A 20,626-nucleotide genomic window follows, 5' to 3' on the forward strand; every position below is an offset into this window, starting at 1 on the left:
ATGGTTGATGATGTTTTTGAGAAAAACTACTCATTGAGTTCTGTCGCCAGTTTTCCAGATGATGTTGATGAATTAAAAGAAATATGGTTTTTTTGTGAAAGATGTTTAAGTGATGGACAGTGCGAAAATCATGACATTAAACAATGTAGAGATGTAACTATTCCCGGTAGAGATGAAGCATTAAGTAAAGCTGTAGGCAGAGCCAATGTCGAAGCTGTTTACTTTCTTGTTGATGTGGCAAAAACTGATGTCAATGGTATTACAGGTAAGTATAAGGAAACACCATTAATTATTTCTGCATATTATGGAACTCAAGCACATCAGGATATAGCTGAATTTTTGCTATTACATGGGGCAGATATTAATAAAATTTCCCCTGCCATTGGGCGAAATCCTCTAGGCGTCGCCAGATGGAAGCATAATGTCGATTTCGTTAATTTTCTACTGAAGCATGGTGCTGAACCAGCAGTACATATGGGGTCGATTGAGAATAAAAAGTGAGATTTAACAAAAATGCAATTCATGATCTTGCCTCAGGGAAAGATCATCAGAAGTGTGTTTTTTGCACAATTAAAACAGCATTCTTGCTTAAAAAATGTACGGTTTGTTGACAGTGGAAACTACCATTTTGCTGTTAGTTATGATCAACTATCTCCTGAAAAATAAGGAGATAAAACATGGATATCGAAAAATTAATGGCGCATATATCAATTATCCCCGATTACAGACAAGCCTGGAAAGTAGAATGATAAATTATCAGATGTTCTACTATTGACTATTTGTGCCGTCATTCCTGGTGCAGAAGACTATGAAGATATAGAGAGTTTCGGTGAAACACATCTCGATTTTTTGAAGCAATATGGTGATTTTGAAAATGGTATTCCTGTTCATGATACTATTGCCAGAGTTATATCCTGTATCAGTCCTGCAAAAATTCACGAGTGCTTTATTAACTGGATGCGTGACTGCCATTCTTCAGATGATAAAGACGTCATCACAATGGATGGAAAAACACGTCCTTGCGGGGAGCGGGCTTTCGTAAGCTTACCCAGACTCCTCCTGGATCTAAACATAACCCCCACTCACAACAACCTAAACCCATCCGCATCCTGCCAGGCCGGGAATTTTTCACGATATTCCCGTAATGCCACCATCGAAAGTTCCGCATCTATGCGTGTGGCCTGGTGCGGTTCGGCGGTGGCGATAATCTCGCCTTGTGGATTAATTACCCTGCTGTCGCCGCGATAGTGGCAGCCGTTACCGTCGCTGCCCACTCGGTTACATCCCGCGACATATGCCTGATTCTCAATAGCGCGTGCCGCCAGTAACGCCTGCCAGTGCAGCGAGCGCGGGGCAGGCCAGTTAGCAACGTAAATTGCCAGATCATAATCATTGAGATTACGCGACCATACCGGAAAACGCAGGTCGTAGCATACTAGTGGCAAAATACGCCAGCCGCGCCATTCCATAATCACCCGCTCATTTCCCGCTTTATAGTGCAGATGCTCATCCGCCATTCGAAACAGATGGTGCTTATCATAGAAATGTACCGTGCCGTCCGGCTCAACCAGCAAAAAGCGATTAACCGCACCAGAATCCGTTTGCAATGCAACACTGCCTGCAATCAGCGCATTACACTGTTGTGCTTTTGCTGCCATCCAGCCCACGACGTTATCTTGCGATAGCGATGAAACCGCCGCTTCCATCGCAAAACCGCTGGTGAACATTTCCGGTAAAACGATCACATCACGTCCGGTAATTCCTTCCAGCTGACGATCAAAATGGCGCAGGTTAGCCGGGCCATCCATCCACACCAGCGGTTGCTGCAAAAGCGTAATCTTCAAACCAGACACGGTGTTCAACTCCTTTAGTCGGGGGGGATTATAACTTTAACACCTTATCAGGCTGTTGCCTTAGCGTGGAATAAATTGATAACAAATGCTGATATTAGAAATATCTGATTTGCAAATTGCCGCGTTATCGCCAATCTTTAGGACGTTAATAACATGAGTGGAAAAGCTCGGGAGGAATGATGTTTAAGGCAATAACGGCTGTCGCCGCTTTGGTCATCGCCACCAGTGCAATGGCGCAGGATGATTTAACCATTAGCAGCCTGGCAAAAGGCGATGCCACCAAAGCTGCGTTTAATCAGATGGTTCAAGGGCATAAACTGCCGGCCTGGGTGATGGCTGGTGGTACGAATACCCCCGCACAAACTGTGAAATTGGGGAATGAATCTTATCAGGTGATGAGCGCGTGCAAACCGCATGACTGCGGTTCGCAACGTATCGCGGTAATGTGGTCAGAGAAATCTCATCAGATGGCTGGCCTGTTCTCGACTGTTGATGAGAATACTTCACAAGAGAAACTCACCTGGCTGAACGTGGATGATGCGCTCTCTATTGATGGTAAAACAGTGCTGTTCGCGGCGTTGAGCGGCAGCCTGGAAAACCATCCAAATGGATTTAATTTTAAATAATTAGCAGATAAAGAAACGGAGCCTTTCGGCTCCGTTTTACATTATGCGGCTTCAACTTTCCGTACTTTCTCCGGCAATTTTATCGGCTTTGTCGCCAACGCTTCCGGTTCAAAGTCATCAACATTAATACTGCGCAGGCGGCTCTCTTCCGCTTTTACCAGAATGGCGGCTTCATCTTTATCAATCAGCCCTTTCGCCAGTGCGTTATGCGCCAGTTCATCCAGACGAGTAAAGGGCAGATTTTTACCCAGCTCTTTACAGATTCGCTGATGAATCGGGTCGGCGGCAATCACGTCCACCAGCGCCTCTTCCAGCAAACCAACCGGGTTATGCTCGCTCGGCGTCAGGTACTGACCGCGGCCAATACGTGAACGGGTAGCGTTTGGCACTTGTAAAATCTTCGCCACTTTATGATCCAGCTTGTCAGACGGCGCCAGATAATGGCGTCCGGTCGGGAAGATAACCACATTCAACAACCCGGCAACCATGCGATTTGGGAAGTTTTGCAGTAAATCGTCCATCGCCTGTTCAGCCTGATACAGCGCATCCTGTACGCCCCAGTGTACCAGCGGCAGATCGGCTTCATTACGGCCTTCATCGTCATAACGCTTCAGAACGGCAGAGGCGAGGTAAAGCTGGCTTAAAATATCACCCAGACGTGCCGAAATGCGTTCGCGACGTTTCAGGCTGCCGCCCAACACCGCCATCGAAACATCAGAAAGCAGGGCGAGGTTGGCGCTCAGGCGGTTAAGGTGCTGATAGTAGCGTTTAGTGGCATCGCCAGTTGGCGTGCTGCTGGTCAAGCCGTGTGTCAGGCCCAGCCAGAAACTACGGACTTTATTGCTGCCGACGTGGCCGATATGTTTGAACAACAGTTTATCGAACGCGTTGACGTCATTGTTCTTCGCCGCTTCCATCTCTTCCAGTACATACGGATGGCAACGAATTGCTCCCTGTCCGAAGATCATCATACTGCGGGTCAGAATGTTGGCCCCTTCAACGGTGATGGCAATCGGTGCGCCCTGGTAAGCACGCGCCAGGAAGTTGCTTTGCCCGAGCATAATACCTTTACCCCCGGTGATATCCATCGCATCAATAATCGACTGCTGCCCGCGGTGGGTACAGTGATACTTGACGATAGCCGACAGCACGGCAGGTTTTTCACCGAGCATAATGCCGTAGGTAATCAGCGACGCCGCCGCATCCATCACATAGGCGTTCCCGGCAATGCGCGCCAGTGGCTCTTCAATCCCTTCCATCTTACCGATAGAGATTTTGAACTGACGACGAATGTGAGCGTACGCGCCCGTTGCCAGCGCTACCGATTTCACGCCGCCGGTTGAGTTGGAAGGCAGGGTGATGCCGCGGCCTACCGAGAGACACTCCACCAGCATCCGCCAGCCTTGCCCGGCCATTTTCGGCCCACCGATAATGTAATCGATCGGTACGAAGACATCTTTACCGCGCGTCGGTCCGTTCTGGAACGGTACGTTCAGCGGAAAGTGGCGACGACCAATTTCCACGCCCGGCGTGGTGGTCGGGATCAGTGCACAGGTAATACCCAAATCTTCATCACCGCCGAGCAGTTTGTCCGGGTCAGAGAGTTTAAACGCCAGCCCAAGCACGGTCGCAATCGGCGCCAGTGTAATGTAGCGTTTGTTCCAGGTCAGACGCATGCCCAGCACCTGCTGGCCCTGCCACTCACCCATGCAGACAATCCCGGTATCTGGAATCGCACCTGCATCGGAACCCGCTTCCGGGCTGGTCAGCGCAAAGCAAGGGATCTCCTGACCACGCGCCAGACGTGGCAGATAGTGATTTTTCTGTTCGTCAGTGCCGTAATGTTGCAGCAGTTCACCCGGGCCTAACGAGTTTGGTACGCCGACGGTAATCGCCAGAATCCCGCTCACGCCGGAGAGTTTTTGCAGCACGCGAGACTGGGCATAAGCCGAGAACTCCAGCCCGCCGTACTCTTTTTTGATGATCATCGCAAAGAAGCGATGCTCTTTCAGATACGCCCACAGCTCCGGCGGTAAATCGGCCAGTTCATGGGTAATCTGAAAATCATTCGCCATCCGACAGGCTTCTTCTACCGGGCCGTCGAGAAACGCTTGCTCTTCAGCGGTCAGGTGCGGCTGCGGATAGTTATGCAGCTTTTTCCAGTCTGGCTTGCCCTGGAACAGGTCGCCTTCCCACCAGGTGGTGCCCGCGTCAATCGCTTCCTTTTCAGTGCGCGACATCGGCGGCATCACTTTACGAAAGCCACGGAATACCGGTGCGGAAATCAGCGACTTGCGCATAGGGGCAAAGTTAAACGGTATGAGGACAATGGCCAGGGGCACCAGTACCCACGCCGACCACAGACCCGTAACGCTGAGGGCGGCTGTCCAGGCGAGCAAAATCAGACTGCTGATAAATAAGCTCACGCGGTGATAGAACAACGCGCCGAGCAGGACAACCGTAGCGAGAATACTCAAAATCATCATAACGAAAAGCCCCTTACTTGTAGGAGGTCCGACCACTTGTGATGATATGGTTGTAGTAGATGTAAAATAATTTATCAATATGTTTACAATGCAATTACAACAGAGCTCACATTGTTGCTGTTTTTATCCACACTTTATGTCAAAAAGTCCTGGCCATTGCGCAGCCCTGGACTTCTCGCTTATGGCGGTATCCGGTACACTGCATTTTGTCTATTACATTTATGCTGAAGGATATCCTCATGTACCAGGATCTTATTCGTAATGAACTGAACGAAGCGGCGGAAACGCTGGCTAACTTTTTAAAAGATGACGCCAATATTCACGCCATTCAGCGCGCGGCGGTCCTGTTAGCAGACAGCTTTAAAGCTGGTGGCAAGGTGCTTTCCTGTGGCAACGGCGGTTCCCATTGCGACGCTATGCACTTTGCGGAAGAGTTGACCGGTCGCTACCGTGAAAATCGCCCGGGCTACCCGGCAATTGCCATTTCTGACGTTAGCCATATTTCCTGCGTTGGCAACGATTTTGGTTTCAACGACATTTTCTCCCGTTACGTTGAAGCAGTAGGTCGCGAAGGCGATGTGCTGCTGGGGATCTCCACTTCCGGTAACTCTGCGAACGTGATCAAGGCGATCGCGGCGGCGCGTGAGAAGGGGATGAAAGTGATCACCCTGACAGGTAAAGACGGCGGCAAAATGGCTGGCACGGCAGATATCGAAATTCGCGTTCCACACTTTGGCTATGCCGACCGTATTCAGGAAATTCACATTAAAGTTATCCATATCCTGATCCAGTTAATTGAAAAAGAGATGGTTAAGTGAGTCTTGCGTAGGCTGGATAAGGCGTTTACGCGCATCCGGCATTTGTTCGCTGATGCCTGATGCGACGCTGGCGCATCTTATCAGGCCTACAAATCTATACCCGAACCGTAAGCCGAATAAAGCGTTCATGTCGCATTCGGCCTGAAAATCTTTAAATCAATCTTCGCCGGGGGCTATTCGCCCTCGCTGTTGTGGAGGTTACCGATGTGCGAACTGCTCGGGATGAGCGCCAACGTCCCAACCGATATCTGCTTTAGTTTCACCGGACTGGTGCAGCGTGGTGGTGGAACCGGGCCACATAAAGATGGCTGGGGCATCACCTTTTACGAAGGTAAAGGCTGTCGCACATTTAAGGATCCGCAACCCAGTTTTAATTCCCCCATCGCCAAACTGGTCCAGGACTACCCGATAAAATCCTGCTCGGTAATCGCTCATATTCGCCAGGCGAATCGGGGCGAGGTGGCGCTGGAAAATACCCACCCGTTCACCCGTGAGTTGTGGGGACGCCACTGGACCTACGCTCATAACGGGCAATTGAGAGGCTACAAATCACTGGAAACCGGCAACTTCCGTCCGGTAGGCGAAACTGACAGCGAAAAAGCCTTCTGTTGGTTGTTGTATAAACTGACGCAGCGTTACCCGCGCACGCCAGGCAACATGGCGGCGGTGTTTAAATATATCGCCTCACTGGCGGATGAACTGCGTGAGAAGGGCGTCTTCAACATGCTGCTTTCGGATGGGCGCTATGTAATGGCGTATTGCTCGACTAATCTGCACTGGATCACCCGCCGCGCGCCGTTTGGCGTAGCAACATTGTTGGATCAGGATGTGGAAATCGACTTTAGCTCGCAGACCACACCGAATGATGTGGTCACGGTGATTGCGACTCAGCCGCTGACGGGCAATGAAACCTGGCAAAAGATTATGCCAGGCGAGTGGCGGTTATTTTGCTTCGGGGAGCGTGTAGTTTGATGCCAGTTGTGGCTGCACCACTTCGTGGCTCAACGGCTTGCTGACCACGTAACGACCATTGACCACAGAAACTATCGGTGGCTTACGAGTTTGTTCAAAGTAGTCGTAACCCGGCTTAAGCTGCTCCCAGAAATCCTTAAAATTGGAATACTTGTGGCGCTGCATATTGGCGTCGGTCATGCGGAAAGGGTAAATGCTCACCTGCACGCTCGGTTGACCAAACACCAGCGCACCAGTAACGAACTGGAATATCTCATCAATCCCCTGATTGGTCATCGCATAGCAGCCGATGGAAACACAGTCGCCGTGAATCATCAGATATTTCCCTTCGTAACCATGCGCGCGGTCATAGGCGTTGGGGAAACCAATATTAATCGCTTTGTAGTAACGGCTATCTGGTTTTAGCTGATTACGCTGAACGCTATAAAATCCTTCCGGGCTTTTGAAATCGCCCTGACGCTGTTTTGGCCCTAATCCGCCGGAATATTTACAGATTTTATAACTGTCGAGCAGTTGATATTGCTCACCCATTTTTACGTAGAGATCGAGCGTGCGCTCTTCCTTGAAGATCTGGATGTAGACTGGGGATCCCATCAACTGTTGCTTATACTCTTTGCTCACTGGCGTGGTTGAGCTACTGCTGCCCAGCAAACCGGCAAACGAAACGCACGGGATCAACAACATCGCAAGAATGAATGCGATTTTACGCATACTGCTTATTCCTTGATAAAACGGTTATACACGCCAGGACGGCAAAATAGAGCCCAAATCAGAAAACTCTGGATTTGGAGCGCTCACATTAGCACCAAAAGAGTTTTACGCAAGCCTGTCGGCGCAGGGTTTACAAATTTAGCATAAGAGGCGATTTTCAAAAGTCCGAAAAGCGCATGTAGGGGGGATTTATTACTTATTTCCTAAGATTATGAAACCCCGATATTAATATGCAAATAAGCAATTAATAATCCCGCTTTCCCTCCCGGTACTCTAAAATTCTCGCTTCAATTTAGCCGGTTTATATTCTTCATGTTTTTGTTCTCTCGAGACAGGTTGCTGTGCCTGAGCGTGTTTTCTTTGTTCCTTTTGCTTCCTTTACTTGCCAGCGCCACTACCTCACACACTACCTTTAGCTATGCCGCCCGCCAGCGGATGCAAAACCGTGCGCGATTATTCAAGCGGTACCAGGCGCATCTGAAAAAACAGGCCAGCTACATTGTGGAAGGTGATGCACAAAGCAGAAAGGCGCTACGCCAGCACAATCGGGCGCAGATTAAGCAGCATCCCGAATGGTTTCCCGGCCCGTTGAAGTTGAGCGACCGACGCTGGCAGGCGCTGGCGGAGAACAATCATTTTTTAAGCAGCGACCATCTGCATAACACCACCGAAGTGGCGATTCACCGTCTGGAGCAACAGATTGGCAAGCCCTACGTCTGGGGCGGTACACGGCCCGCTCAAGGCTTCGACTGTAGCGGGTTGGTTTTTTACGCCTACAACAAGATCCTCGAGGCGAAACTCCCGCGCACGGCCAATGAGATGTATCACTACCGCCGGGCAACGATTGTGGCGAATAACGACCTGCGCCGGGGAGATTTGCTGTTTTTCCATATCCACAGCCGCGAGATTGCCGACCATATGGGCGTATATCTGGGCGATGGGCAATTTATCGAGTCGCCGCGCACCGGCGAAACCATTCGGATAAGTCGGTTAGCCGAACCTTTCTGGCAGGACCATTTTTTGGGAGCGCGGCGGATTTTGACAGAAGAGACGATTTTGTAAATGGGTAATATTGACGAACTGGCAAAAGGTCGGATGCCACGCGGCATCCGACCTGTTTACATCTGGGCTGAAAACTCTCGTTCTAAGACATCAACAATGAGCTGGTTTTTTGAAATGGAATGTTGTCTGGCGACGATGGTCAGCCGCGAATCAATGTGATGAGGAACACGAAGCGTCAGGCGTTTTTGCTCTTCTTCTTCACGAAAAGGGGCAATGCCGTCCTCTTCACAATCCGCAATCCACTCATCCAGCGCGCTTTCACCTTCACGATATAATGCCTCAATGCTTGTCGCTACAAAGTCGCAATAACCGTTTACATTGAGGAATTTGCCGCGAAATGCGTTGATATCGGCTTCAAATGTCACTGCGGCTGGTTGACCTTTAATTGTGATAATGTTCGATGCTTTATTCATAATCTACCCCTACACAGTTAACAAACCACTCCTTAAGACCTGCTACTGCGCCTTTATCCATCACATTCTTTGGATGTGGCTCATGTGTGCTGAATTTGGTCGTTCCAATCTGAAATTTTCGTCTGGAACCATTGTTATTTTTTATTGTTCCACCCACCGCTTTAATGAGTGCAACAACATCACCCCATTTAATTCCAGATTTTGGCGGCTCCGTCATTACATCGTCGAATGTTTTTCTATGACGAGAGCCTAGCGCGCTGACCTTAATCATACTATCAATCCATGACGTCATTTTATGGTGTCATCGTAGTCTGTTTGCAGTGTGACGTCAATTAATGGTGTCAGATGCTGCAATGCATGGAAAAGAATCCCCCAATCAACTCAACGCCCCCATAATCTTCAACTCCAGCTCATCCGGCACTTCGTTATACGACAACACATGCAGCCCCGGCGCAAACAACCTTGCGTAGCGCGCCAGCAAAGGGCGCAACTGCGGCGGCACCAGCAGCACCGGGTCTTTCCCCGCCGCTTTCATCTGCTCCTTCACCTGCGGCATTGTGTTCTGAAACTGGTTGAGCATATTCGGGTCAACCGGCACGCTGTCGAGCATCACTTTCCCGCCCTGTTGCGCTTGATTCACCACGTTGGTCAGCAGATTTTCCAGCTCATTATTCAGCGTATACACCGCCAGCTCCTGCTTGCGAACGAACGGATGGGTGATACTGCGCCGCAGCGCCAGGCGCACATCGGCCGCCAGCAGAATATGATCTTTGGTCACCGTGCTACTGGCGACCAGCACGGTGGCGATGGTGACAATATCGCGCAGGGAAACGCCTTCGGTCAGCAGCGCCCGGTACACTTTCAGCAACAGGCTGTAATTGAGCGCCGCGCTTAAATCTTCCGCCAGCCGTGGTGCCATCGATGACAAACGGTTATGCAACTGCGTGATGTCGTCATAGTTAAACAAATCAGGAATATAGCTGCGCACAATCTTATTCACATGGGTGGCAATCACGCTGGCGCTGTCGATCACCTGATACCCCATATTCAGCGCCTTCGCTTTCTGTGCAGGCTGGATCCAGGTCACCGGCATCCCATACGCCGGGTCGTTCCCCAGCATGCCGTCTATCTCACCGTAGGTTTCGCTGGAGGGCAGGGCCATCAGTTTATCCGCCGGAATATCCGCTTCATCAGCCTTAATACCGTTGATGAAAATAGCGTACTGGCTGGGCTTGAGGCGAAAGTTTTCCCGAATGCGGATCTCCGGCAGCAGCACGCCGTTGCCGTCGGAAATCACCTGCCGCACGCCGCGAATCCGCTGGGTGAGCGGGTTACCCTGGGCTTTATCGACCAGCGCCACCAGCTTGTAGCCAAGGCTTAAACTGATAGGCTCAATGAGCGGAATGGTTTCCCAACTGACCTGTTGCTCGCTGGTTTCAGTGATGGTGCGGGTCAGCGTTTCGAGGCTTTTCTCTTCCACCTCCGCCGCTTGCGGGCGTTTACTCATTCGCCAGCCGGTATAGCCAAGCAGGGCGCTGAACATCAGGAACGGGAAGTGCGGCATTCCCGGCACCACCGCCAGCACAAACATAATCCCGGTGGCGGTGTAGAGCACCGACGGGCTTGCCAGCAACTGGTGGCGCACGTCATGGGCGATATCGCCGTTGTCGCTGACGCGGGTGACGATAATCGCCGCCGCGGTGGAGAGCAGCAGGGAAGGGATCTGCGCCACCAGGCCGTCGCCGATGGTCATCAACACATATTGCTGGAAGGCAGCATCGGCGCTCAGGTTGTATTTGAAGATCCCAATACAGACGCCGCCGATCAGGTTGATCGCCAGAATCATCATCCCGGCGATGGCATCCCCGCGCACAAACTTCGATGCCCCGTCCATCGCGCCGTAGAAATCGGCCTCGCTGGCAACATCTTTACGCCGGGTTTGCGCCTGTGCCTGGTTGATCAACCCGGCGTTAAGATCGGCGTCAATTGCCATCTGTTTGCCGGGCATCGCGTCCAGGGTAAAGCGGGCAGAAACCTCGGAAATACGCTCGGCCCCTTTGGTGACGACGATAAAGTTGATTGTCAACAGCGTCAGTAAATCTGAGCGCGAGAGCATTATCGCTGCGCTACACGGACAGTCGATTTTCAATGGCGGCGGGTTGTCGCCATTAAATAAAATCACTCCGACTCGCAAGGCTAAACCGGCTACTGTCGCGGTACCGGAAGAGACGGAGAAAAAAGCGCGCGACGTGAATGAGAAAACGGCGTTGTTGAAGAAGAGATCCGCCACCGAGCTTGGCGAGCTTGCGACCAGTATCAACACCATTGCCCGTCATGCGCATATGGAAGCGAATCTGGAAATGGAGATAGTCCCACAGGGATTACGCGTGCTGATTAAAGACGATCAGAACCGCAATATGTTTGAACGCGGCAGCGCAAAGATTATGCCGTTCTTTAAAACGCTGCTGGTGGAGCTCGCGCCGGTGTTCGACTCGCTCGACAACAAAATTATTATTACCGGGCATACCGACGCGATGGCCTACAAAAACAATATCTACAACAACTGGAACCTCTCGGGCGACCGCGCGCTTTCGGCTCGTCGGGTGCTGGAAGACGCCGGGATGCCGGAAGATAAAGTGATGCAGGTGAGCGCAATGGCGGACCAGATGTTGCTGGATGCGAAAAATCCGCAAAGTGCGGGCAACCGACGTATTGAGATTATGGTGCTGACCAAAAGCGCGTCCGATACGCTGTATCAATACTTTGGTGAGCATGGAGATAAAGTGGTGCAGCCGCTGGTGAAAAAACTGGATAGGCAGAACGGGTAGCAAAAGTGGCCTTCTGTAGACCGGATAAGCGCTGCGCATCCGGCGATAAAGGGGATTGATTGCAGAATTTTTATGCGTTTCTCAAACTCTAAAAACACTGTATACTTTACCAGTATTGAGAGGTGAGCAATGCGTAAAATCATTCATGTCGATATGGACTGTTTTTTCGCAGCGGTGGAGATGCGCGATAATCCCGCCCTGCGCGACATCCCTATTGCTATTGGCGGCAGTCGTGAACGTCGGGGGGTGATTAGCACCGCTAACTATCCGGCGCGTAAATTTGGCGTGCGTAGCGCCATGCCGACCGGTATGGCGCTAAAATTATGTCCGCATCTCACGTTACTTCCGGGGCGCTTTGACGCTTACAAAGAAGCCTCGAGTCACATTCGCGAAATCTTCTCGCGCTATACCTCGCGTATTGAGCCACTGTCGCTGGATGAAGCTTATCTTGACGTTACCGACAGTGTACATTGCCACGGTTCTGCGACCCTTATCGCTCAGGAAATCCGCCAGACAATTTTCAACGAGTTGCAGCTTACTGCCTCTGCTGGCGTAGCGCCGGTAAAGTTTCTCGCCAAAATTGCTTCCGATATGAATAAACCCAATGGCCAGTTCGTCATTACTCCGGCGGACGTTCCGGTATTTCTGCAAACATTGCCGCTGGCGAAAATTCCCGGCGTCGGAAAAGTCTCGGCAGCAAAACTGGAAGCGATGGGATTACGGACCTGTGGTGATGTGCAAAAGTGTGATCTGGTGACGTTGCTTAAACGTTTTGGCAAATTTGGCCGTATTTTGTGGGAGCGTAGTCAGGGTATTGACGAGCGCGACGTTAACAGCGAACGATTGCGAAAATCCGTCGGTGTGGAGCGCACAATGGCGGAAGATATTCATCACTGGTCTGAATGTGAATCGATCATTGAGCGGCTTTACCCGGAACTGGAACGCCGCCTGGCAAAGGTAAAACCTGATTTACTGATTGCCCGCCAGGGGGTGAAATTAAAATTCGATGATTTTCAACAAACCACTCAGGAACATGTCTGGCCGCGGCTGAATAAAGCCGATTTGATTGCTACCGCGCGTAAAACCTGGGATGAACGCCGCGGCGGGCGCGGTGTGCGGCTGGTGGGGCTGCATGTGACGTTGCTTGACCCGCAAATGGAAAGACAACTGGTGTTGGGATTATGAATAACATACAAATAAGAGGCTATCAGCCTGGCGATTTTCAGCAACTATGCGCTATTTTCATTAGAGCGGTTACGATGACGGCTAGTCAGCACTATTCTCCACAACAAATTGCCGCCTGGGCACAGATTGATGAATCTCGCTGGAAAGAGAAACTTGCGCAATCACAAGTGCGGGTAGCGGTCATTAATGCACAACCGGTCGGTTTTATTACCTGCATTGAACACTATATCGATATGTTATTTGTTGACCCGGAATACACCCGCCGCGGGGTTGCCTGTGCCTTGTTAAAACCTTTGATTACGTCTGAATCCGAACTTACGGTAGATGCCAGCATAACCGCAAAACCTTTTTTTGAACGTTATGGTTTTCAGGTAGTTAAACAACAGCGCGTGGAATGTCGGGGAGAGTGGTTTACTAATTTTTATATGCGATATAAACAGCAACATTAAATCCAGCTTGCAATGAAAATAACGCAAGCTTAGTATGTGCGCGTTTTCTTATTCCACAAACTGCAAGGAGGTAAATCATGACAAATCCTTTATCAATGACTCTTTGCAGACCTTTCCAGGATTAATTCTTTTTTTCTTGCCCTGGATTTGTCTGCCATTTCCTGATTTTTTAATGGTTACTCTCAATAATTCGAGTCGCAACACATGCAACTTGAAGTATGAAGAGTCTATTTACGGAATGGTACATGGGCAAATATATTCGTCCCTTATCTGATGTGGTATTTACCATCGCATCCGATGACTTGTGGATCGAAAGTTCAGCGATCCAACAATTACACACCACGGCAAAACTTCCCGATATGCAACGCGTTGTGGGAATGCCAGATTTTCACCCCGGACGCGGTTATCCGATTGGCGCCGCGTTCTTCTCCGTTGGTCGTTTTTACCCGGCGCTGGTCGGCAATGATATCGGCTGCGGCATGGCGCTATGGCAAACAGATATTCTCGCGCGCAAATACAACGCTGATAAGTTTGAAAAGCGATTATCTGCTCTGGATGACGTTGCTGAAGAAAGCTGGCTGGAGGAAAACCTGCCGCCAGCCTTTGCACAGCATCCGTGGCGCAGCTCGTTGGGCGCCATCGGTGGCGGTAACCACTTCGCAGAACTGCAACAGATTGATCAAATCATCGATGCTGAACTGTTTGCACTGGCAGGTCTGGATGCACAGCATCTGCAACTATTGGTTCATAGCGGCTCGCGGGGTTTGGGGCAGTCTATTCTACAGCGGCATATTGCCTCGTTTTCGCATCATGGTTTGCAGGAAAGTAGTGACGACGCGCTACGGTATATTGCGGAACATGATGATGCGCTGGCGTTTGCGCGTATTAATCGCCAGCTGATTGCTTTGCGCATGATGCAACAGGTGAAGGCAGTGGGAAGTCCTGTTCTGGATGTGGCGCATAACTTTGTTAGCGCGTGCCAAATCGGCGATCAACAAGGCTGGTTACACCGTAAAGGGGCTACGCCGGATGACAACGGTCTGGTGATTATTCCCGGTTCACGCGGCGATTACTCATGGCTGATTCAACCCGTCAGCAGTGAAGAAACATTGCATTCGCTGGCGCATGGGGCAGGGCGTAAATGGGGGCGCACCGAGTGTAAAGGGCGTCTGGCAGCGAAATTCACAACAGCGCAACTCATGCGTACTGAACTGGGTAGCCGGGTAATATGTCGCGATAAACAACTCATCTTTGAAGAAGCACCACAAGCCTATAAATCGGTAGAAAGCGTGGTTCAATGCCTGGAACAAGCCGGTTTAATTATTCCTGTCGCGCGGCTGCGTCCGGTGCTGACGCTCAAAAACAGTGGAGGGAAAAAAGGATGATCTTGCTACAACTCTCCTCAGCTCAGGGGCCAGAAGAATGTTGTCTCGCAGTAAAAAAGGCGCTGGACAGGCTGATTAAAGAAGCTGCCCGACAAGACGTTGCGGTAACGGTGCTGGAAACAGAAACGGGCCGCTACTCTGACACGCTGCGTTCGGCGCTGGTTTCTCTGGATGGCGACAACGCATGGGCATTAAGCGAAAGCTGGTGTGGCACTATTCAGTGGATTTGTCCGAGTCCGTATCGCCCTCATCATGGGCGCAAAAACTGGTTTCTGGGCATTGGGCGTTTTACCGCTGATGAGCAGGAACAATCCGATGCGATCCGTTATGAGACGCTGCGTTCGTCGGGGCCGGGCGGTCAACATGTCAATAAAACCGACTCGGCGGTACGCGCCACGCATCTGGCAACCGGGATTAGCGTGAAGGTACAGTCAGAACGCAGCCAGCATGCTAACAAACGGCTGGCGCGATTGCTGATTGCCTGGAAACTGGAACAACAGCAACAGGAAAATAGCGCGGCGCTGAAATCGCAGCGGAGAATGTTCCATCACCAGATTGAACGTGGCAACCCGCGACGAACGTTTACAGGGATGGCATTTGTTGCTGTGTAATGCAGGAAACTGTCCCGCCGCTTTCTTCATGAAAGCGACGGGCAGAAGGAAAGGAGTCGTCATGTTTATCGGTCATCTTCTGGCTGGATATTTAATCAATTGCACCTTAGCGAAATGTTTGCCGCTGATGGTTAGCCATGTGCGGTGGGCGATGATTATTGGTTTAGTCGGGGCCGTTGCGTCCGATTTTGATCTTTTCTTATTTCCCGGGCGCGGCGTAATAAAATGTCATAAACAGATCATTTTGTGGTTTAAAGTTTTTCTGTCTAAATTCATAGGTTGTTGAATCAATCAGTTTCAGTGGTTGTTTAAAACAGGTTGCCAGAATGTCATCTGGCTGAGGTTTGTGGATCCGTAGCGTAAAATCGCCGATGGAACCATTCTTCCAGTTGGCTCCAGTGGTGAGAATGTACTCCAGTCTTGTCCAACCGATCACATCGCTGTCAGGATTCTTCTTTTCTTTCGTTAATGTTTTTTCTAACTGTTGTAATTTGCGGAGGGTCACATGATTCAGGCATTTATCGGGAGCGAAGGACGGGAGAGTTTTGGTAGACAGAGGTAGACCACCGGAAAGACTGGGAGAATATGAATGGTGAATTACGACCTCTTTTTCGGCAGGGAAGTTTTGCTGCCAGACAAAATATTGCTGGAGAGTAAATAATGGTATTTTATCTTTAAACCACTGTTCCGGCATATCAGGTTGTATATTAAATCCTTGCAAAACATCAATAAGTTGATCTGGCGTCCAGCCAGTTTGTTGTATTTGTTTAGTTATGTCCTCCTCTATTTTGCCAGTATTATCAGTACGCATAACTATCCAGCGCGACTCTGTCGCAATTGGTTTTCCATCTACGCTGAGTTGGAAATTGCCAATACCCGGTGATTTACCGTCAATTTCACTATCTTTAGTGATAATTGGCATGGGAAATGCCATCGGCAATGTAATATCTTGTGAGCTATGGTTAATAAAAAGATAGTCAACGTTTATTCTATCGGGACTAATTAGCAGACGTTCTTTTGCCATGCTGATGTCATTTTGCTGTAGAAACTCAATGGTGCCGTTGTTTTCTCCCCACCACGTATCATTAGCACAGGTCGCTGTACTGAATGCTATCAAAAGGAAAAATAAAATCGTATGTGGCATTGAAAATGAATTCCTTGTGGAGAAAATTATGTTTATTATGGTGAAAGTTGAGAGGGATTTCCAGGGAATAGTCAATGCGCATACTAATATTATTAATGATGATGTTTTGTGCCAATATATACGCAGAAAAAATGCAATGGCTGGGCCAACAGCATCCATGGAATATGGAAATAACCCAGTCTCTTGCCCGAGAAACGCGTTTAGCACAAACTTCTTTTGAAACTATCCGTCTTTATTCCGGTTTTGAATATACATCAGAGAAATACGCTCTGAATTTGGTCTATTTTTGTGGGGCGCAAAAATTATCAGAACAAGGCGCTTCATCTGCAAAAGAACGTTTCCACATTTACGACCGTATATTTTTGTATTCGGTCGTTGACGGGTGGATAACGGCAGCGCAGTTCGACAAAGAGGCGGCAACTTCGCGGGAAACGGCTTGTCGGTATGGAGAGGCGATAGCGCCGGAGATACAAAAACTATTGGCTGACATAGCAATACAGAGCCACAGTAAGTTCTGCCGGCCAGTGCCTGAAGGTGACCCTCTCAGACGACAACTTTTAGACGCACTGCGCAGAGCTTATATTGGCGATAGTAATAAACGTAAGTTAAACAGTGTATTTCCTGCGGTGGAGTTTGTGGCTGAACGCCTGTGCGCTACTGCAAATTATGCCTTATTTTATGGCTATGTTTCTGGTGAGTCACCTAATCCTTACTGGCATAAAGAGAGCCATGTTGAAAGAACGATGAGTGTGGATGGTATGACAATGGATATTTTGCCCAATACACCACATCGTTACGAAAAACGTTTTCTGGATGTTATTCTGGAAAAAAATATCTATGGTATCTGGCAGACAATACCGCAAAATTATTATCTGACACAACAAACAACGCTTGCTGCATGGTTTGATAATCGACCTGGCGAAGGTTATTGGAACGGTTCTCTTCACCATGATCCTCTTTTTTCCACAACCCTTGCTAAAGTGGCGCTTCAGCGTGAGCAACGCTGTGCTCGCGAAGGGGATACTCTTTCTGTGACCGGACTGTTGCATCAGAAAGGTGAGGGGAAATCCGCATACTGGATAATTACACCGGATAAGCCACTCTTCTGCGTACGCGATGTCGACACTCGCGGGAGAAATTGGAATCGGCAATTACAATTAGTCCTTACGGCAGATGAACGTTCGGCATTGCGTTATTTATTAGATAAAAGCGTGGTAGTTGGTGGCGATCTTTTTCTTGCATTAGGCGATATGCATCATACTCCTCTGTTGTTGGATAATATTTTCCTTCTGACACAGGCGCGGTGAGCAGTGATTACAGCCTGTCATTAATCCTTTAGTGCATTGTTGATCAATGCTACAATTTTCTTCTGTAACACCCTTTGTTCCGAGTTTATTACGAAAATCATTCCCGTAATGAGTAAGAGCAGAACTGGAGGGAAAATAATAAAACAGATAAATAGTGGTTGAATTCCCTTTTCGACAATAGAGCATATTGCACTGATTTCAGCTACGGTAGAAATTAAAAGGCATGTTATCGCAATAAATGGCAAAAAGTGTGTGTGGAAAAATTACCATTCAGCAGGGGTTGGGGGCCACACTTACTCCATTTACCGTAGAATGTGCAAAAATTACGCTTACCTGATGAGGCCGTTTGATATCTGATTTTAATAGTGTTTTCTGAATATGAGACAGATAAATATTGATTTGCTGCCTGATTTAATTTTTGCTGTGCCTCTGATGGCATTAACTGAGTTTGAAAAGAGAATTTTGGCGGGACCGGAAACCAGATGCGAAATAAATTGAACATTATTCATCCTTGAACCGTCCACGCCTGTAGGCGTGGACGTTATCGTTATTACTTCGCCGGAATTTCTTTCAGCAGTTCAGTCAGAAGCGTCCAGTAGTGACCAACGCTTTCGATGTGAACTTGCTCATCCGGGGAGTGTGGGCCGGTGATGGTTGGCCCGATTGAAACCATGTCCATTTCTGGATACGGTTTTTTAAACAGACCACATTCCAGACCCGCGTGGATAATCTGGATGTTCGGCGTCTTGTTGAACAGACGCTGATAGGTTTCACGCACCAGATGCATTACCGGAGAGTTCGCGTCCGGCTGCCAGCCAGGATATGCGCCTTTCGCTTCGGTTTTTGCGCCTGCCAGTTTACCCAGCGAATCCAGCATGCTCACCACGTAGTCTTTACCGCTATCGATCAGAGAACGGATCAGGCAGTGGATTTCTACGTTTTCGTCAGTCATGGTCACCACACCGACGTTCAGAGAGGTTTCAACCACGCCTTTGGCTACATCGGAGTTACGGATCACCCCATTCGGGGTGGCGTTCAACAGACGAATAAAGGTATCGCGAGAGTTGACGCTCAGCGCAGCTTTGTCGTTCGCTACAGAATCCAGCAGTAATGCCAGATTTTTCTCTTTCTCTGCCAACTCGTTTTTCAGGATATCCTGATAGGTATTTACCAGCGATTTCAGCGCGTCGACTTTATCTGCGGCCACAGCGATGGTCGCAAAGGCTTCACGCGGGATGGCGTTACGCAATGTGCCGCCGTTGAAATCGATAAGACGCAGATCCAGTTCTTCTGCATGACCCGCCAGGAAGCGTACCAGCAATTTGTTGGCGTTACCCAGACCAACGTGGATTTCACCACCGGAGTGACCGCCTTTCAGACCTTTTAAGGTTAACGTGAAGGATTCAAAACCAGCCGGAACCGCTTCACGATCTAAATGCAGGTTGGAGGTGAAGTCGATACCCCCCGCACAACCCATGTAGATTTCACCTTCTTCTTCGGAGTCGGTGTTAATCAGAATATCGGCCTGCAACCAGTTGCTCTGTAAGCCGAACGCGCCGTCCATGCCGGCTTCTTCGGTCATGGTCAGCAGCACTTCCAGCGGGCCGTGAACCACGTTTTCGTCAGCCAGAACCGCCAGTGCAGAGGCCATACCAATGCCGTTATCCGCACCCAGCGTGGTGCCGCGCGCTTTAACCCATTCGCCATCAATATAAGGCTGGATAGGATCTTTAGTGAAGTCATGCACGGTGTCGTTATTTTTCTGCGGCACCATATCGAGGTGGGCCTGCAAGACGACCGGTTTACGATTTTCCATACCTGCGGTGGCAGGTTTACGAATCAGGATGTTACCTACCTGATCACGCTCGACGTGGAAACCTTTCTCTTTTGCCCAACCAACAATGTATTCAGCAAGCTGCTCTTCATGATAGGACGGGTGAGGAATAGAACAAATTTTGGCAAAAATATCCCACAGCGGTTGTGGAGATAATTGAGACAGTTCAGACACGTTAAGTCTCCTTGTCGATCTCCCGCAAAACAGTATTGCAGGTCACAGGGTTAGCAGAAAATGTTGTCAGCACAAGTCAGGCTTGCGAGATATGTTTGAGAATACCACTTTATCCAGCGTCAGGGAGCGGCGGTGCGTAAAAAGACGCGGACTCATGTGAAATACTGGTTTTTAGTGCGCCAGATCTCTATAATCTCGCGCAACCTATTTTCCCCTCGAACACTTTTTAAGCCGTAGATAAACAGGCTGGGACACTTCACATGAGCGAAAAATACATCGTCACCTGGGACATGTTGCAGATCCATGCACGTAAACTGGCAAGCCGCCTGATGCCTTCTGAACAGTGGAAAGGCATTATTGCCGTTAGCCGTGGCGGGCTGGTACCGGGTGCGTTACTGGCGCGTGAACTGGGTATTCGTCATGTCGATACCGTTTGTATTTCCAGCTACGATCACGACAACCAGCGCGAGCTTAAAGTGCTGAAACGCGCAGAAGGCGATGGCGAAGGCTTCATCGTTATTGACGACCTGGTGGATACTGGCGGAACGGCGGTTGCGATTCGCGAAATGTATCCTAAAGCGCACTTTGTCACCATCTTCGCTAAACCGGCTGGTCGTCCGCTGGTTGATGATTATGTCATTGATATCCCACAAGATACCTGGATTGAACAGCCGTGGGATATGGGCGTCGTATTTGTTCCGCCTATTTCCGGTCGCTAATCTTTTCAACGCCTGGCTTTGCCGGGCGTTGTTCTTTTTAACTTCAGGC

19 protein-coding genes and 3 pseudogenes are annotated in these 20,626 nt (G+C 49.5%); 14 read left to right on the top strand and 8 right to left on the bottom strand.

Annotation, left to right across the window (positions count from 1 at the left end):
* The gene (locus PS053_RS19400) at positions 1-501 is read left to right on the top strand and encodes an ankyrin repeat domain-containing protein (protein WP_256879081.1); all 501 of its coding nucleotides are present in this window, start codon (positions 1-3) and stop codon (positions 499-501) included.
* 176 nt (positions 502-677) lie between these two features.
* Positions 678-1,014 (top strand): annotated as a pseudogene (locus tag PS053_RS19405) (ISAs1 family transposase); the annotation flags it as partial.
* A gap of 68 nt (positions 1,015-1,082) precedes the next feature.
* Here the strand turns inward: PS053_RS19405 and PS053_RS19410 are convergent.
* The gene (locus tag PS053_RS19410; RefSeq protein ID WP_256879080.1) at positions 1,083-1,853 is read right to left on the bottom strand and encodes an amidohydrolase; all 771 of its coding nucleotides are present in this window, start codon (positions 1,851-1,853) and stop codon (positions 1,083-1,085) included.
* A gap of 179 nt (positions 1,854-2,032) precedes the next feature.
* Here PS053_RS19410 and ivy point away from each other — a divergent pair, with 179 nt between their 5' ends.
* Positions 2,033-2,479: an Ivy family C-type lysozyme inhibitor gene (gene ivy / locus PS053_RS19415; protein ID WP_002430282.1), complete on the top strand. Its 447-nt coding sequence runs from the start codon at positions 2,033-2,035 to the stop codon at positions 2,477-2,479.
* 41 nt (positions 2,480-2,520) lie between these two features.
* Here the strand turns inward: ivy and fadE are convergent, their stop codons facing one another.
* Positions 2,521-4,965 carry an acyl-CoA dehydrogenase FadE gene (gene fadE, locus PS053_RS19420; protein ID WP_054412749.1) on the bottom strand — a complete coding sequence of 815 codons (2,445 nt, stop codon included), beginning with the start codon at positions 4,963-4,965 and terminating at the stop codon, positions 2,521-2,523.
* A 239-nt stretch (positions 4,966-5,204) separates the two neighbouring features.
* Here fadE and lpcA point away from each other — a divergent pair, with 239 nt between their 5' ends.
* Together lpcA and PS053_RS19430 are read left to right on the top strand one after the other, a co-directional pair.
* Positions 5,205-5,783 carry a D-sedoheptulose 7-phosphate isomerase gene (gene lpcA, locus PS053_RS19425; protein ID WP_000284050.1) on the top strand — a complete coding sequence of 193 codons (579 nt, stop codon included), beginning with the start codon at positions 5,205-5,207 and terminating at the stop codon, positions 5,781-5,783.
* A 204-nt stretch (positions 5,784-5,987) separates the two neighbouring features.
* Positions 5,988-6,755: a class II glutamine amidotransferase gene (locus PS053_RS19430; protein ID WP_010337052.1), complete on the top strand. Its 768-nt coding sequence runs from the start codon at positions 5,988-5,990 to the stop codon at positions 6,753-6,755.
* Here the strand turns inward: PS053_RS19430 and dpaA are convergent.
* A complete protein-coding gene (dpaA, locus tag PS053_RS19435) occupies positions 6,726-7,466 on the bottom strand; it encodes a peptidoglycan meso-diaminopimelic acid protein amidase (protein WP_001225662.1) in 741 nt (246 codons plus the stop codon). The two genes, PS053_RS19430 and dpaA, sit on opposite strands and share 30 nt — an antisense overlap.
* A 312-nt stretch (positions 7,467-7,778) precedes the next feature.
* Between dpaA and PS053_RS19440 the strand changes: the two genes are divergently transcribed.
* Positions 7,779-8,528 carry a C40 family peptidase gene (locus PS053_RS19440; RefSeq protein WP_141109817.1) on the top strand — a complete coding sequence of 250 codons (750 nt, stop codon included), beginning with the start codon at positions 7,779-7,781 and terminating at the stop codon, positions 8,526-8,528.
* A 56-nt stretch (positions 8,529-8,584) separates the two neighbouring features.
* Here PS053_RS19440 and PS053_RS19445 read toward each other — a convergent pair whose 3' ends face one another.
* The 3 genes and pseudogenes from PS053_RS19445 to PS053_RS19455 all read right to left on the bottom strand — a co-directional run.
* Entirely contained in the window at positions 8,585-8,941 is a 357-nt protein-coding gene (locus PS053_RS19445) for a type II toxin-antitoxin system HicB family antitoxin (RefSeq protein WP_001030481.1), read from the bottom strand.
* Positions 8,934-9,212 carry a type II toxin-antitoxin system HicA family toxin gene (locus PS053_RS19450; protein WP_000598761.1) on the bottom strand — a complete coding sequence of 93 codons (279 nt, stop codon included), beginning with the start codon at positions 9,210-9,212 and terminating at the stop codon, positions 8,934-8,936. The genes PS053_RS19445 and PS053_RS19450 overlap by 8 nt, the downstream gene beginning before the upstream one ends.
* Before the next feature lie 105 nt (positions 9,213-9,317).
* Positions 9,318-11,036: pseudogene (locus PS053_RS19455) on the bottom strand (flagellar biosynthesis protein FlhA); the annotation flags it as partial.
* Between PS053_RS19455 and lafU the strand changes: the two are divergent.
* The 6 genes and pseudogenes from lafU to PS053_RS19485 all read left to right on the top strand — a co-directional run.
* A complete protein-coding gene (lafU, locus tag PS053_RS19460) occupies positions 11,002-11,769 on the top strand; it encodes a putative lateral flagellar export/assembly protein LafU (protein WP_072243690.1) in 768 nt (255 codons plus the stop codon). The pseudogene PS053_RS19455 and the gene lafU sit on opposite strands and share 35 nt — an antisense overlap.
* A 129-nt stretch (positions 11,770-11,898) precedes the next feature.
* Entirely contained in the window at positions 11,899-12,954 is a 1,056-nt protein-coding gene (gene dinB, locus PS053_RS19465) for a DNA polymerase IV (RefSeq protein ID WP_059217800.1), read from the top strand.
* Positions 12,951-13,403, top strand: coding sequence for a GNAT family N-acetyltransferase (locus PS053_RS19470; RefSeq protein ID WP_072248429.1), 453 nt, complete (start codon positions 12,951-12,953; stop codon positions 13,401-13,403). Before dinB ends, PS053_RS19470 begins: the two co-directional genes overlap by 4 nt.
* 245 nt (positions 13,404-13,648) lie before the next feature.
* Positions 13,649-14,788, top strand: coding sequence for an RNA ligase RtcB family protein (locus PS053_RS19475; RefSeq protein WP_256879079.1), 1,140 nt, complete (start codon positions 13,649-13,651; stop codon positions 14,786-14,788).
* A complete protein-coding gene (prfH, locus tag PS053_RS19480) occupies positions 14,785-15,399 on the top strand; it encodes a peptide chain release factor H (protein ID WP_059218775.1) in 615 nt (204 codons plus the stop codon). The genes PS053_RS19475 and prfH overlap by 4 nt, the downstream gene beginning before the upstream one ends.
* A gap of 61 nt (positions 15,400-15,460) precedes the next feature.
* Positions 15,461-15,598 (top strand): annotated as a pseudogene (locus PS053_RS19485) (metal-dependent hydrolase); the annotation flags it as partial.
* Here PS053_RS19485 and PS053_RS19490 read toward each other — a convergent pair.
* Complete coding sequence (locus PS053_RS19490; protein ID WP_149450132.1) at positions 15,599-16,543, bottom strand: DUF4424 family protein; 945 nt, start codon at positions 16,541-16,543, stop codon at positions 15,599-15,601. It lies immediately after the preceding pseudogene.
* Positions 16,544-16,617: 74 nt separating this feature from the next.
* Between PS053_RS19490 and PS053_RS19495 the strand changes: the two genes are divergently transcribed.
* The gene (locus tag PS053_RS19495; protein ID WP_077871481.1) at positions 16,618-17,850 is read left to right on the top strand and encodes a DUF4431 domain-containing protein; all 1,233 of its coding nucleotides are present in this window, start codon (positions 16,618-16,620) and stop codon (positions 17,848-17,850) included.
* Between the two features lie 550 nt (positions 17,851-18,400).
* Here the strand turns inward: PS053_RS19495 and pepD are convergent.
* Positions 18,401-19,858 carry a cytosol nonspecific dipeptidase gene (gene pepD / locus PS053_RS19500; RefSeq protein ID WP_001292996.1) on the bottom strand — a complete coding sequence of 486 codons (1,458 nt, stop codon included), beginning with the start codon at positions 19,856-19,858 and terminating at the stop codon, positions 18,401-18,403.
* A gap of 260 nt (positions 19,859-20,118) precedes the next feature.
* Here pepD and gpt point away from each other — a divergent pair, with 260 nt between their 5' ends.
* The gene (gpt, locus tag PS053_RS19505; protein WP_001291989.1) at positions 20,119-20,577 is read left to right on the top strand and encodes a xanthine phosphoribosyltransferase; all 459 of its coding nucleotides are present in this window, start codon (positions 20,119-20,121) and stop codon (positions 20,575-20,577) included.
* Positions 20,578-20,626 lie beyond the last annotated feature (49 nt).

The organism is Escherichia albertii, from assembly GCF_028622335.1.
Classification (GTDB): domain Bacteria; phylum Pseudomonadota; class Gammaproteobacteria; order Enterobacterales; family Enterobacteriaceae; genus Escherichia; species Escherichia albertii.

Bases quoted from the DNA above. Each gene is read 5' to 3' on its own strand.
- lpcA (WP_000284050.1), top strand. From the start codon at position 5,205: ATGTACCAGGATCTTATTCGTAATGAACTGAACGAAGCGGCGGAAACG.
- PS053_RS19440 (WP_141109817.1), top strand. From the start codon at position 7,779: ATGTTTTTGTTCTCTCGAGACAGGTTGCTGTGCCTGAGCGTGTTTTCT.
- PS053_RS19495 (WP_077871481.1), top strand. From the start codon at position 16,618: ATGCGCATACTAATATTATTAATGATGATGTTTTGTGCCAATATATAC.
- PS053_RS19470 (WP_072248429.1), top strand. From the start codon at position 12,951: ATGAATAACATACAAATAAGAGGCTATCAGCCTGGCGATTTTCAGCAA.
- fadE (WP_054412749.1), bottom strand. From the start codon at position 4,965: ATGATGATTTTGAGTATTCTCGCTACGGTTGTCCTGCTCGGCGCGTTG.
- dinB (WP_059217800.1), top strand. From the start codon at position 11,899: ATGCGTAAAATCATTCATGTCGATATGGACTGTTTTTTCGCAGCGGTG.
- PS053_RS19490 (WP_149450132.1), bottom strand. From the start codon at position 16,543: ATGCCACATACGATTTTATTTTTCCTTTTGATAGCATTCAGTACAGCG.
- ivy (WP_002430282.1), top strand. From the start codon at position 2,033: ATGTTTAAGGCAATAACGGCTGTCGCCGCTTTGGTCATCGCCACCAGT.
- gpt (WP_001291989.1), top strand. From the start codon at position 20,119: ATGAGCGAAAAATACATCGTCACCTGGGACATGTTGCAGATCCATGCA.
- PS053_RS19450 (WP_000598761.1), bottom strand. From the start codon at position 9,212: ATGATTAAGGTCAGCGCGCTAGGCTCTCGTCATAGAAAAACATTCGAC.
- PS053_RS19430 (WP_010337052.1), top strand. From the start codon at position 5,988: ATGTGCGAACTGCTCGGGATGAGCGCCAACGTCCCAACCGATATCTGC.
- dpaA (WP_001225662.1), bottom strand. From the start codon at position 7,466: ATGCGTAAAATCGCATTCATTCTTGCGATGTTGTTGATCCCGTGCGTT.
- PS053_RS19445 (WP_001030481.1), bottom strand. From the start codon at position 8,941: ATGAATAAAGCATCGAACATTATCACAATTAAAGGTCAACCAGCCGCA.
- prfH (WP_059218775.1), top strand. From the start codon at position 14,785: ATGATCTTGCTACAACTCTCCTCAGCTCAGGGGCCAGAAGAATGTTGT.
- PS053_RS19475 (WP_256879079.1), top strand. From the start codon at position 13,649: ATGGGCAAATATATTCGTCCCTTATCTGATGTGGTATTTACCATCGCA.
- PS053_RS19400 (WP_256879081.1), top strand. From the start codon at position 1: ATGGTTGATGATGTTTTTGAGAAAAACTACTCATTGAGTTCTGTCGCC.